General features: G+C 44.7%; 10 protein-coding genes. 7 read left to right on the top strand and 3 right to left on the bottom strand.

The genetic code is table 11. The annotated features are described in order from the left end of the window. Window positions 1–36: 36 nt before the first annotated feature. The 5 genes from EKG39_RS17380 (at window position 37) to adk (ending at window position 6,744) form a co-directional block, all read left to right on the top strand. Complete coding sequence (locus EKG39_RS17380; protein ID WP_126507255.1) at window positions 37–705, top strand: DUF47 domain-containing protein; 669 nt, start codon at window positions 37–39, stop codon at window positions 703–705. Between the two features lie 12 nt (window positions 706–717). After that, window positions 718–1,761 (top strand): inorganic phosphate transporter, encoded by a 1,044-nt coding sequence (locus EKG39_RS17375; protein WP_126507254.1) that lies wholly within the window; start codon window positions 718–720, stop codon window positions 1,759–1,761. Window positions 1,762–2,864: 1,103 nt separating this feature from the next. Continuing rightward, window positions 2,865–4,691 carry a hypothetical protein gene (locus EKG39_RS17370; RefSeq protein WP_126507253.1) on the top strand — a complete coding sequence of 609 codons (1,827 nt, stop codon included), beginning with the start codon at window positions 2,865–2,867 and terminating at the stop codon, window positions 4,689–4,691. A gap of 128 nt (window positions 4,692–4,819) precedes the next feature. After that, complete coding sequence (locus EKG39_RS17365) at window positions 4,820–5,845, top strand: manganese-dependent inorganic pyrophosphatase (protein WP_126507252.1); 1,026 nt, start codon at window positions 4,820–4,822, stop codon at window positions 5,843–5,845. Window positions 5,846–6,081: 236 nt separating this feature from the next. Then, a complete protein-coding gene (gene adk, locus EKG39_RS17360) occupies window positions 6,082–6,744 on the top strand; it encodes an adenylate kinase (protein ID WP_126507251.1) in 663 nt (220 codons plus the stop codon). 87 nt (window positions 6,745–6,831) lie between these two features. On the opposite strand, the gene EKG39_RS17355 is transcribed toward adk, so the two are convergent. Next, entirely contained in the window at window positions 6,832–7,695 is an 864-nt protein-coding gene (locus EKG39_RS17355; RefSeq protein WP_126507250.1) for a YicC/YloC family endoribonuclease, read from the bottom strand. A gap of 179 nt (window positions 7,696–7,874) precedes the next feature. On the opposite strand from EKG39_RS17355, the gene rph reads away from it, so the two are divergent. Beyond that, window positions 7,875–8,588, top strand: coding sequence for a ribonuclease PH (gene rph / locus EKG39_RS17350; RefSeq protein WP_012140729.1), 714 nt, complete (start codon window positions 7,875–7,877; stop codon window positions 8,586–8,588). Window positions 8,589–8,697: 109 nt separating this feature from the next. Next, a complete protein-coding gene (pyrE, locus tag EKG39_RS17345; protein WP_126507249.1) occupies window positions 8,698–9,339 on the top strand; it encodes an orotate phosphoribosyltransferase in 642 nt (213 codons plus the stop codon). A gap of 242 nt (window positions 9,340–9,581) precedes the next feature. Here pyrE and folE read toward each other — a convergent pair whose 3' ends face one another. Further along, on the bottom strand, window positions 9,582–10,241 hold the full coding sequence (gene folE, locus EKG39_RS17340) for a GTP cyclohydrolase I FolE (RefSeq protein ID WP_126507248.1): 660 nt from the start codon (window positions 10,239–10,241) through the stop codon (window positions 9,582–9,584). 237 nt (window positions 10,242–10,478) lie between these two features. Further along, a complete protein-coding gene (locus tag EKG39_RS17335; protein ID WP_126507247.1) occupies window positions 10,479–12,443 on the bottom strand; it encodes an alpha/beta hydrolase family protein in 1,965 nt (654 codons plus the stop codon). Between the last annotated feature and the right edge of the window lie 241 nt (window positions 12,444–12,684).

Here is a 12,684-nt window from a genome sequence, read left to right as displayed (position 1 = left end):
CACCCTATCCCATTCCAATTATAAAAAGGAGATGTCATGTTTGGCTTTTCTCGAGTCACCTCTTTACTTTCTCAAAGCAAATCTACAGAAGCGAGCATTTATACATTTCTGGAACAAGTTACATTATCTCATCATAAGTTTGTGCAGTTATGGAAAGCTTATTTAAGACATGGCGCCGACAGTGAGGAATTTAAAAGTACATTAGATGAGTTGCAAAGGATTGAGCAACATGCAGATAATTTAAAGAGAGAGATTGAAAATACGTTATATAGAAAGACATTAATTCCAGATCTTAGGTCGGATGTGGCATCACTAATAGAGTTAACTGACAGGCTTATAAATAAACAAGAAACAATTGGTCTACATTTAGATATCGAGAAACCATTAATTCCGGCAGAAGTTGAAGAAGACCTATTATTGTTGTTAAACGTAGTCGGCGATACGATTGACCACGCTCTTTTATGTGCTAAAAGTTTTTTCACCGATCTTCAACGTGTTCAGGAATATCATAAAAAAACAATTATGTTTGAAAGTGATGCCGATAAAGTCTGTACCCGAGCCAAAACTATTTTATTTGCTACAGACCAGCCGTTAATAAATAAAGTTCAGTTGCGTTACTTCTTTGACCGAATCGATCAGGTGGCTAACTTAGCCGAAGATATCAGTGATCGTGTCTCGATATTCACACTAAAACGCGTTCAATAGAGGGAGGAATCGATGGATATTGCTATTTGGATTTTCCTCTCCAGCGGGCTGTTTCTGGGTTGGTCGTTAGGCGCGAATGATGCCGCGAATGTGTTCGGCACCGCCGTTGGAACAAGAATGGTTAAGTTTTCGACGGCTGCACTAATCTGTTCTGTTATGGTGATCTTAGGCGCTGTAATTAGCGGAGCGGGGGCATCACATACATTAGGTGCTTTAGGTAAAGTCTCTGCTTTAGGTGGTGCCTTTACTGTTGCACTGTCGGCTGCAACAACAGTTTATTTTATGACTAAATCAGGGCTGCCGGTCTCTACGGGTCAAGCGATTGTTGGCGCCATTATTGGTTGGAACCTATTCAGTGGTATGGCAACCGATCCTAAGGTGTTGAGTAAAATTCTCAGTACCTGGATCATGTGTCCTATCTTAGCTGCATTCACCGCTGTGCTGCTATATAAACTGGTTGCAGCATCGATAAACTGGTTTCGTCCCGGCTTGTTTCAATTGGATAAATGGACTCGAATCGGCTTGATAATTGCGGGTGCATTTGGTTCGTACAGTCTGGGGGCAAACAATATTGCCAATGTCATGGGGGTATTCGTACTGAGTGCACCTATCGACTCTGCAGTATGGATGGGAATTGAGTTCAGTCCCGCTATGCAGCTGTTTTTTATCGGTTCTGTTGCCATTAGTATAGGTGTTTTTACCTATTCCAAAAAAGTGATGCTCACCGTAGGGGATAACCTAATCCCTATGACGCCGATAACAGCCTGGGTTGTCGTGATGGCCCATTCAATTGTCCTGTTTATTTTCTCTTCGCAATCACTGTCTAATAGTTTTGTTGAGTTGGGATTACCCGCGATACCTTTAGTGCCAGTCTCCAGCTCACAGGCTGTAATTGGGGCTGTTATTGGTATTGCACTGTTGAAGCGTTTACCTATTCGATGGGCCGTGTTATCTCAAATATTGATGGGATGGGTTATTACTCCTATATTGTCAGCTTTAGCATGTTTTATTGGCTTGTTTATAGTTCAGAATTTATTTAATCAGGTTGTAGTTTGATTAGTACTTATGTGTTTAATATTATAATTAGTTGAGGATTATGCTTCTCTATTTTTATATCGGATTCTATTGCTTTCTTGGTGCTCTAAGTGGATTGGTTATCAGTGGGTTGATACTGTTCCTCTCATTTTATTGTTGGTTTTATTAACTGTTAGCTTATCTGTGAATTTTTCTGAGATAAAATCAATATCTAATTGTTATTGACTGTGGAAATCAAGTGTTGATTATTAGGTTTATGTTGTTAGTCCATAATAATGATTTCATGAATAAGATTAGCTTTTATAGGTATTAAGCTGTTTTAGTCTGTAGTTGAGGAGATAAGTTTAATTTTTGGAATTAACACTTTAATGTGAATTGAATGTTCTATTTTTAAATCCGCTAATCACTTTTATGTTGCTGCTAATTAAAAATTGTGGGCTTCAGACTATATAGCTTATAGCTTATAGCTTATAGCTTATAGCTTATAGCTTATAGCTTATAGCTTATAGCTTATAGCTTATAGCTTATAGGTGAATGAGCCCTGAATTGATTAATGGCGGAAAGAAATGGAGAATTCTCGTCGGGGGAGAGTCTTGCTTTGTGCATATTGTGGCAAGCTAGCTACCCTGCATCAATAGTCTGGCATCACTACTGTGTTTCCAGTGTAGTGCTTCCTGAGTCGTGCTCCTTGCTTTAAGTGGATTAAGGTTAAAGTTTTTTGTAGTTCATACAAATTACGGGGTTATTCCCTGTAGTTAATGGTGCTTATAGTCTTTTAAACTAACATGTTACCTTGCCTTTGCTTTGGCTGTAATTTGTGCGATTTAATCGGAACTTTTTGACCTTGGTCACTGTTTTGATTCCTGTTGGGTATATTCTATTCACACGGTTAAATAAGAACCAAAACAGGTTCAATTGGCCACAGAAGTGAATGTCTTTAGGTAGGAAGACGATGAGATATAAGGTGTGTAATCACAATAACATCATGCACCGAGTAAATGCTCTCATTAGGCTTCCATAAAGCAGCGACAACAACTGTCGCAGAGCTGGCGTTCACCGGAGAAGTTAACGTTTTATCATCGACTTTTATTATCGACTTTAACTAACGTTCAAGGAAATGAGCTATGAGATCACACCTACTCGCACTATCTGTTTTACCGTTTGCCTTTAGCGCTATCGCTTCAAGTAGTTTGGATGCACTTTATGGTCCTATCATGCCGCCAGCCTACATTAAGGCTTACGAAGTAAATAACCATCATCAGATCGCATTGAATCCCTACTTGCAGGTCGGTAATGCTGACAATCCTATCATCCTGGACGAAGGGGAAGGGTACGTTTGGGTTATCGACAAGGATGGCAACTTTGTTATTGCCCCAGAGGTGACGTCCCCCTGGGGAAGGAAGTACAAAGAGGGCATGATGAGAATCGAGGATGGTAAGCCTAAAAAATGGGGATACAAAGAGAAGTACGGACATACCGCTTTAATTGGTGGAAGTAAGGCTCGTATTGGTGGTGAGTTGGAGATGGAAAATGGTCAATGGATAATGAATAACAAATCTGGCCGTTACAACAAGCGCCGTCCAGGTCGCACCGAAGAAGCAATGCATAATGCAGGTGACCTGCTGATCGCTATCGCACCACAAATTGCCGAATTAGATTATGAATATTTAAAAGATTATGGCCCGGCTAAACCTATCTCGTTAAAGGTGATGAAAGATATCGAGTGGCACTACATGATCGATGATGACTATTTCTGGGATGCGGAAGGTAAGAAGCTGGGTAAGGCATTCGTTGAGAAGACTCCCTTTATCGACTGGCGTGCCAAGGTCAAGTTCAAAGAGGGTTTCTATATGGATACCCAAGACCGATTCCTGAAGAGTCAGGATGAAATTTTCCGCGTTCGTTTGGATGTCAGTAAGCCGCGTAAATCAAAATTTACCCACAAGCTTCGCTCATCGGATGTTGCCGACTTGAGACCTATGATTAATGGCGAAGGAGAGGTGGATGTCTCTATCGGTGGCTATCTATACAGCCTTGCAACCGATGTCGGTTTTAACTTCTTGAACTTTGACTTCTATAACGCTAATTCTGAGGAAATTTTCGAATACCTGATGTTTGCAGATAGGCGTGCATATAAGCAGATGACGCCACTGATGCGTTATGGTGCTGACAAGGTGTTAAAGACAGATGTCATGCGTCAATCTAAGTACAAAGGTTGGCTCAATACCGGCCCCTTTGCCGGACATGAAATTGAAATTCAGATCTGGAAAAAGATTATCGAGCCCGGAAAGTTTGGTAAAGAAGGTAAGTACAGCGAACCGCTATTGCTGGAGATTGGCTTCGAAGGTAAAACCAAGAACCGTGAAGAGCTTAATAAGCTAAACACCTGGCTTTACGGTAAGTTGAAGCAGGCAGAACTATTGGCTAAAGATCAGTCTCAATCTAAGACAGAGATCGCCTTCGCTGTCAGTAAGCGCTTCGATGCCAAGAAAATCCCTAAGCTTCCTGAAGTCGCGCCAGAGATTAAGATTGCCGCTATCGACGGGATCAAGACTCGTAATTTGGATGGCAGCATCAATGTGAAGACTAACGGTGCCAAGCAGATCATCGCAGGTCAGAAAGGTGTTCAGGGTGAGGTGTATCAAACGGCCCTGAATGATAAGCCTCTTCCGGTTGTCGTGTTAGGCGGTAAGAGCAATATGAAGCAAGCCTCAGCGAAAGTGATAGGTGCTCAAGGTAAGCTCCTGGTCGCCGTGGCTGCAGGGTCTTCTCTGGATAACCCTAAAAGCCGGGCAAAACTTGCCGCTAAGTTAGATGGTGGAAATGCACTGAAAGGCTATGAGTTACTGGGTGATACAGCAAGAGACTATTTGAAGCCTATCATCAAGAAGAATATGGATATTAAGGCTCGCAGCAACCAGCATTACTACTGGTCAGGTGTCGCCGAATAATTGATGTGTAATACCAGATGGGGGAAGGTGTTTTACACTTCCCTCGAAACCAAATACCTCTAGTCCGGTTGGGCTCAACAGTTTCAACCGGGCCTCAAGTAGATAATAATTAATTACGGGGAAGTATCATGACTTTTCATCGTTTGACACTTGTTGCTTTATCATTAACTGCGGCTGTGGCATTACCCTGTCAGAGCGCGGATCTCGACCTTTCACTCAATGCCCAGCCTATCTCATCCGATACGCTTTGGTTTGGCCACACGACTCCTGATACCGATACTACTGTTTCTGCCATAGCGGCTGCAGAGTTTTACGGCGGACAGGCGCGCAGCACTGGCAAGCTCAATAAAGAGACTCAGTTCGTATTGGATAAGCTAAATGTAAAAACACCTCCATTGGCCAGAAATCTGGAAAATGCCAAGGTGGCTTTGGTAGATTTCAACCAAACGACGCAGCTGATGAAAGGCGTGGATCAAAATAATATTCAGGCTGTGATCGACCACCATGCATTGAGAGATAATCCAATTTCATTATCGGCACCTATCAGTATTGTCATTAAGCCTTGGGGATCGGCAGCAACCATTATTGCCGATGATGCATTAGACCATGGCAAAACCATTTCAAAAACCATGGCGGGTCTTCTACTTGCGGGTATCTTGTCGGACACGCTAAACCTGAAATCGGTGACCACAACCCAGCGTGATAGAGAGTTGGTTAAGACACTTTCGGCAAAAGCCAACCTTAACTCCGATGAGTTTGCTCAAGGCATGTTTAAGGCTAAATCCGACCTGTCGGATGTCAGCGCATATGACATAGTCGTGGGAGACTATAAAAACTACACAGTCAATGGTAAAGATATTGGTTTTGGTGTGGCAGAGGTTCTGGACTCAAGCGAGCTACTTGGCCGCGTGGATGAGCTACGCAATGCTATGGCAAAAGCCCGTAAGAATCAGAAGCGGGAACAGATCTTCTTCGCCATCGTAGATATGCAGAAAAAGACTGCCTATGTACTCACCAACAGCGATAAAGAGACTAAGACAGCCAATAAAGCCTATGGGGTGAAGCAAAACAGCCAGGGCATTTTTGTACTGGAAGACACCCTATCCCGCAAGAGACAGATGATGCCGGCGATTAAGAAAGCATTGGCTGACTAAACGGCAGCTAAAAAATCAGGTTCTTGAGCCATCAAGAATCTTGCAAGAAAGGCATGGTACCCGATTTTAGCTGGGTTCCATGCCAAAAGTACCATCACTCCAGCTCCATCTCATCGAACAGGGCGGCTAATATTAGTTCGTCAGGCCGCCCTATATCGAAGAACATAATCAACAGTTTAATCAATCATTCAATCAAAAGCTTAATCAACAGCTTAGCAAAAGAGGACAATAATAAGATGCGTATTATGCTATTAGGCGCACCGGGTGTAGGTAAGGGAACCCAGGCGCAGTTCATCATGGAAAAGTACGGCATCCCCCAGATCTCGACAGGTGATATGTTACGTGCAGCCGTTAAGGCTCAGAGCCCTTTGGGCCTGGAAGCCAAACAGCTGATGGATAGTGGTCAGTTGGTTTCCGATAATTTAATTATTGGCTTAGTTAAAGAGCGGATCGTTCAAGACGATTGCGCTAAAGGTTTTTTATTAGATGGGTTTCCACGTACCCTGCCACAGGCCGATGCAATGGTGGCTAACGGTATCGATATCGACCATGTGGTTGAAATAGATGTGCCGGATGAGGAGATCGTGAAACGTATGGGAGGTCGCCGTATTCACCCGGGGTCCGGTCGTGTTTACCATACCGTGTTTAAGCAACCGAAAGTCGAAGGTAAAGATGACCTGACCGGCGAAGCGCTTATTATACGCGCCGATGATGAGGAGAGTACGGTACGTAGTCGTCTGGATATCTATCATCAGCAGACTAAGCCATTGGTAAAGTATTATGGCAAATTGGCAGACTTTGGAAAGCTAACCTATAACAAGTTTGACGGCACCCAAAGCGTTGCCGATGTCAGCGCCGCTATAGCTAAAGTCCACCAGGCGTTTGCACCAGCTAGTTAATAACGTTGGCTGCTCTACCCGGTAGATAAAACAAAGCCTCGATAGATCGAGGCTTTGTGTTTTTAAATCGGCTTAGCGGTGAAAAGATTACTCTACATTCTGGATCTGTTCACGCATCTGCTCGATTAATACCTTAAGCTCTACCGCTGCGGCAGTGACTTCAGCGCTGATAGATTTGGACGCTAAGGTGTTAGACTCGCGGTTAAACTCTTGCATCATAAAGTCTAAGCGGCGGCCTTGTGCACCACCTTTCTTAAGGATGCGTTGGGTTTCTGCTACGTGGGCATCGAGTCGGTCCATCTCTTCGGCAACGTCCATCTTTTGGGCAAGAATAACCATCTCCTGCTCCATACGAGCCGGATCCAGCTCACCGGTGATCTCGTTGAGACGATTAGTCAGCTTGTCACGTTGCCACTGCATAACGGTAGGCATATGTTCGCGAACGATGGTGACCTGCTCAACGATGGCATCCAGGCGTGTTTGGAGCATGGTCTTGATGGCATCGCCTTCACGACCACGGGCTTCGATGAATTGGTCGATGGCAGAATCGAAAGCGACCAGCAGCTCTTTGCCTAATGCATCCATATCTTGCTCTGAGCCTGACATGACGCCCGGCCACTTTAAGATATCGACCAGATTCAGTTCACCCTGACCGGCTTCCTCTTTTACCCAGTTAGCGGCATTAATCAGCTGCTTGGCTAGATCTTGGTTGATCTGCAGTTCATTACTGCTGTTGTCGGCGAGGTCATATCTTAGGTTAACTTCAATCTTGCCACGGTTTAAACGTTTACGCAGACGGTCTCTTAGCACTGGCTCCAGATTGCGAAAGTGTTCAGGTAGGCGCAGGTAGGTTTCCAGATAGCGCTGATTGACGGAACGAATTTCCCAAGAGGCTGTTCCCCACTCGGCTTTGTGCTCGATACGAGCATAGGCTGTCATACTTTGGATCATGGTTTTTCCAATTGTTTAACCGTGAAAGTGATCTGGGATTATAGACGGGTTGTGTTGTGGGTCAAAGCAATCTCGCCCGGCTTTACTCCAAGAGTTCGAATAACGTGGCGTCAAACGCGACAAGCCCCTATAATATGCACCCAAATTCGCCTATAGATTTATGAATACAGGAATTTCCTATGCGCCCTAGCGACAGAACGCCAGCTCAATCACGTCCAGTGACAATTACTCGTCAGTTTACAGCTCATGCTGAAGGCTCTGTTTTGGTTGAGTTTGGTGACACTAAAGTACTTTGTACTGCCAGCTTCGAAGAGGGAGTTCCACGTTTTCTTAAGGGAAAAGGTCAAGGTTGGGTTACAGCTGAATATGGCATGTTACCTCGTTCGACTCACAGCCGTATGAACCGTGAAGCTGCTCGTGGCAAACAATCTGGTCGAACTCAAGAGATCCAGCGCCTTATCGGTCGCTCACTGCGCGCTGCCGTTGATATGAAGGCTTTAGGGGAAAACACCATCGTTATCGATTGTGATGTGATTCAGGCCGATGGTGGTACACGTACCGCTGCTATCACTGGTGCATGTGTTGCATTAGTTGATTCACTTAACTGGGCTCGTGGAAAAGGTATTTTGAAAACCAATCCACTTAAGTTCCTTATCGCCGCTGTCAGCGTCGGCATCTACAAGGGTGAGCCAATCTGCGATTTAGAGTATATCGAAGACAGCGAAGCAGAGACCGATATGAATGTCGTGATGACTGAAACCGGTAAGATGATCGAGATCCAGGGCACTGCAGAAGGCGAACCATTCAGCCATGAAGAGCTACTGAGTTTGCTGGAGTTGGCTAAGCACGGTATTCGTGAAATTGTCGATATACAGAAAGCGGCACTGAGCTGATTTTAAAAAATAAATATTAAGGGCCCTACGGGGTCCTTTTTGTAAGTAAAAGATAAGCACAAAAATAAACATTTTAAGAAGACCTGCCTACAAATTTTAAGGAGAGATTGTGAAAGCCTATCAGCGTGAGTTTATTGAATTTGCATTAGAGCGTCAGGTACTGAGATTTGGTGAGTTTACGCTTAAATCTGGCCGTACGAGTCCTTACTTCTTCAATGCAGGCCTGTTTAACACTGGTCGTGACTTGGCTCGTCTCGGGCGTTTCTATGCCGCTGCGTTAGTCGATTCAGGTATTGAGCACGATCTTCTGTTTGGACCTGCGTACAAAGGGATCCCGATTGCGACAACCACGGCTGTTGCTTTATGTGAGCACCATGATATTGATATCCCTTACTGCTTTAACCGTAAAGAGAAGAAAGATCACGGCGAAGGCGGTAGTTTAGTGGGTAGTGAGCTTAAAGGTCGAGTTATGTTGGTGGATGATGTGATCACTGCCGGTACTGCGATTCGTGAGTCTATGGAGATCATCGAAGCCCATAAGGCTGAGCTGGCTGGTGTGTTGATCGCACTGGACCGCCAGGAGAAGGGTAAGGGCGAGCTTTCAGCTATCCAGGAAGTCGAGCGCGACTTTGGCTGTGAAATTGTTTCTATCATCAAATTGGGTGATTTGATTAACTATCTTTCTGAAAAGCCTGGAATGGAAGCGCAGCTTGAGTCGGTGAGTGCTTACCGCGATCAGTACGGGATTTAATAAAAGTTTTGAGTTTCTAGAGCTTAGGTTCCGGGAGAGTTCGCGGGCTCACTTAGAGGACGCCAGCAAGCTGGCTTAGAGTATAAGCAAAATACAAACGCTGCGTTTATGACGCAGCGTTTTTTGTTTTCTGGAGTAGCATCTTATGAAACTCGAAGCCATTAAAGGTTCGCGGCTAAAGCCGCTCCTACATGGGGAATGTCTTAACTCGTAGCCTGATACTCACCTTTAATTACTTACTTCTAATTACTTAAGAATTCGGCTCGTGTGGCCGGGTTTGATTTGAAAATGCCGCCCAGTGCCGTGGTTGTCGTTGAGCTGGTGGAGTCCATGACACCACGGGATTTAACACAATAATGTACGGCATCCATTTTTACTGCGACATCTTTGGTTTCCAGCAGGGTCTGCAGTGCTACCAGAACTTGCTGTGTGAGTCGCTCCTGCACCTGAGGGCGCTGAGCGAAGAACTGAACGATACGATTGATCTTAGACAGACCTATGATGTTTTTTCTCGGCAGATAAGCCACTCTGGCTAATCCGTCTATGGTGACCAGATGGTGTTCGCAGGTACTTGTCAGGCTGATATCGTTAACCTTGATCATCTCATCGAAGCCCATCTTATTTTCGATAACGGTGATCTTGGGGAAGTTCCGGTAATCTAATCCTGAGAAAATTTCATCGACATACATTTTGGCGATGCGGCGCGGCGTATCGGCCAGGCTGTCATCGGTTAAATCCAGCGACATCAAATTTAAGATTGCACGCATATGTTGTTCAATCTGGTCTTTACGCTCATCTGCGCTGAGCTCACTGGGGAGCATAGGAGTTTCAAGTCCACGTGCTAATAATGCACTTTGCACAAGCAGTGCGGATTCACTGAGAACGGCTTCTTTTGATGTCATAAGTTCCTCCACTATGGTGGGTAGTGGTTTTATTCTGTATCTTTTGTCGCAACAAACGCTGGACTTGCTGGGTATCAGTCTTCGCTTAATCGGCGCCAGAGTCAACTTTCGGCTCGCTGCTTGAATTAAGAGAGGGCGGGAGGATACCGCGATTTGCTGTAAATATATACCAGAAATCAGGGTTAAGATAACAAAAAAGCCGATAGAGACTATCGGCTTTTGGTCAGCAAAAGCTGATTATAGTTTGAGGTTTTCTTTCAGGAAGCTCAACATCTCACCATAATACTTTGCCTGATGCTCGTCGTTGTAGAAACCATGACCCTCGTCATCCATCACGAGTTTTTGGTAAGGATAGTTACGCTCATTCAGGGCATCTTCCAGAGCCTCAAACTGCTCGATAGGTGCACGTTCATCATCACCACCATGAACCAGTAAAATCTTGGTCTTGAGCTTGTCGACGTTATGAGTCGGTGACATAGATTTCAACACCTTAGTGTCTTCTCCTAAGACCTGCTCTAAGTAGCGCCCACCTGCTCGACGGCTCTGTACGTCTCCCTCTTTGAACATCAATGGCAGATCGTAGACACCGGCAAATCCGATAGCGCATTTAAACATGTCGGGTGCAAGTGTTGGTGCCATCAATGCTGAATATCCGCCGAAACTGCCCCCGGCAATACAGATGCGGTCTTTGTCTACCAATCCCTGTTCGATGACGTATTTAGTCCCGTCGATGATGTCATATTGAATATCGGTGCCCCATTTCTGATGACCTAAGTGTTCAAAGTTTTTCCCATATCCGCCAGAACCACGAAAGTTAATCTGTAATACTGCGGCGCCTTGGCTGGCAATAAGCTGGTTTTGAGGATCGAAGCCCCACCAGTCTCTGGGGCCGTGTGGTCCGCCATGGGGATTGACCACTAAGGGTAAGTTCTTTGCTTCCAGGTTGTTTGGCAGGGTGAGATAACCATGGATTGTTTTACCGTCTCGGCTGGTGAAGCTGATAGGTTTTACCTCGGCCATCAACTCCGGATCTAACCAGTTTTTTTGAGAAACCAGGTACTCAAGTTTCATGGTCTCGTTATTGAAAAGATAGTAATCCCCGGGATTGCGATCATTAAATGCTTTGATAATAAATTGACTGGAATCAGTGGTCTCACTAACCAGATGGATCTGATGTCCTGGTAAAGATGCCAGTAACTGTTTTATCAGTTTGGCCCGAGCATCTTTTTTATCCACAAATTCGTAGCTGGGATACCCATTTTCAAACTCTACTGCGTAAAGCTTTTTATTGTTTTGATTGATCCAGACGTTGTAGGGATCGACCACATCATCACGGCTTATCAGTTTTTTAGTACCCGTTTTGATGTTGATCAGGTATATACCTTTATTTTTCCCGGGTTCACTGCCTACCACATAGACGCTATCTTTATCATCGCCGAATGCAATCGGTCTCATCTGCTCCAGGTTTAACTGCAGCTTTTCTGTATCGACCCAAAGGTGGTCTTTTCGATAGAAAAGGCGTGAGCTGATGTAATCTCTGGTGCCGCTGACAAACCTTACCTCTCCTTCATCATCGGTTAAGAAGTTGGCATACGAGATTGGAGCCGTGGCGAGCTTCTTGCGTTTTCCTTTATAAACATCGACACGATAAACTTGTTGTAAATTTTCAGCCGTATTGCTACCCCCAGACCCCCAAGGTAAAGCCTTTACCAGCATGTAGCGTTTGTTCTCGGGCATGGGATCAAGGATATAGGCCGTTGCACGAATTGGGGTGTTTTTCTTAATTCGGCTGCCTGTCTGTTGTCCTTGTTGATTGTAACCAAATAGATATTCCGGTTTAGAACCGTCGGCATTAACGGCCATCAGCTCGCCGTAATAGAGCGGATGATCTTGCCAGCCCTTCAAGTACACTTTTTGAAGTACAACTCTCTCATCGTTAACCCATTGATAGTCGCCAACCTGAGCGTTAGTAGAGAAGTAGACTGAATGAAGCGGCTTTCTGGTTTTGGCATCTAAAATGATCAGCACCTTTTTACTGTCTTTGGTGGTGATAGTACTGAGATAGTCTCCGCCGGGGGAGATTTTTACGTTACTGAACTCGGCCGAACGGCTGAATACTTCGGCTGGATTTTCTATTTTTGCCACAGCGTTATAGCTGAGAATAGAGAGGCAAGCAAAACTAAAAAACTTAATTAGTTTCATACAACTTCCTTGTAAGAATATCGTGATTAATTTGTGTATTTTTGTATCAGTAGGAGGGTAAAGCAAAAGCAATGGCATATCAATAGGATGGTGAAGGGGGGGGCTGTAGGGTGAAGACCCGTTGTTGTTCGAAGTGTTCAGTCGGCTTCTGTTAGAACTCACTACCTATAATCGGTGCGGTACTTCTACTGATGGGGAAATAACAGCCCGCCTGGAAGATAAGAGTCGGGCTGCATAGATG

It is taken from the genome of Shewanella atlantica (assembly GCF_003966265.1).
In the GTDB taxonomy this organism is placed as follows: domain Bacteria; phylum Pseudomonadota; class Gammaproteobacteria; order Enterobacterales; family Shewanellaceae; genus Shewanella; species Shewanella atlantica.
Note: the sequence above shows the minus strand (reverse complement) of the source record. Positions and strands in the feature narration are given on the sequence as shown.

What these genes read in the sequence shown, in the direction of transcription:
- rph (WP_012140729.1), top strand. Translation starts at nt 7,875, where the DNA reads ATGCGCCCTAGCGACAGAACGCCAGCTCAATCACGTCCAGTGACAATT.
- EKG39_RS17335 (WP_126507247.1), bottom strand. Translation starts at nt 12,443, where the DNA reads ATGAAACTAATTAAGTTTTTTAGTTTTGCTTGCCTCTCTATTCTCAGC.
- EKG39_RS17365 (WP_126507252.1), top strand. Translation starts at nt 4,820, where the DNA reads ATGACTTTTCATCGTTTGACACTTGTTGCTTTATCATTAACTGCGGCT.
- EKG39_RS17380 (WP_126507255.1), top strand. Translation starts at nt 37, where the DNA reads ATGTTTGGCTTTTCTCGAGTCACCTCTTTACTTTCTCAAAGCAAATCT.
- EKG39_RS17355 (WP_126507250.1), bottom strand. Translation starts at nt 7,695, where the DNA reads ATGATCCAAAGTATGACAGCCTATGCTCGTATCGAGCACAAAGCCGAG.
- EKG39_RS17375 (WP_126507254.1), top strand. Translation starts at nt 718, where the DNA reads ATGGATATTGCTATTTGGATTTTCCTCTCCAGCGGGCTGTTTCTGGGT.
- adk (WP_126507251.1), top strand. Translation starts at nt 6,082, where the DNA reads ATGCGTATTATGCTATTAGGCGCACCGGGTGTAGGTAAGGGAACCCAG.
- EKG39_RS17370 (WP_126507253.1), top strand. Translation starts at nt 2,865, where the DNA reads ATGAGATCACACCTACTCGCACTATCTGTTTTACCGTTTGCCTTTAGC.
- folE (WP_126507248.1), bottom strand. Translation starts at nt 10,241, where the DNA reads ATGACATCAAAAGAAGCCGTTCTCAGTGAATCCGCACTGCTTGTGCAA.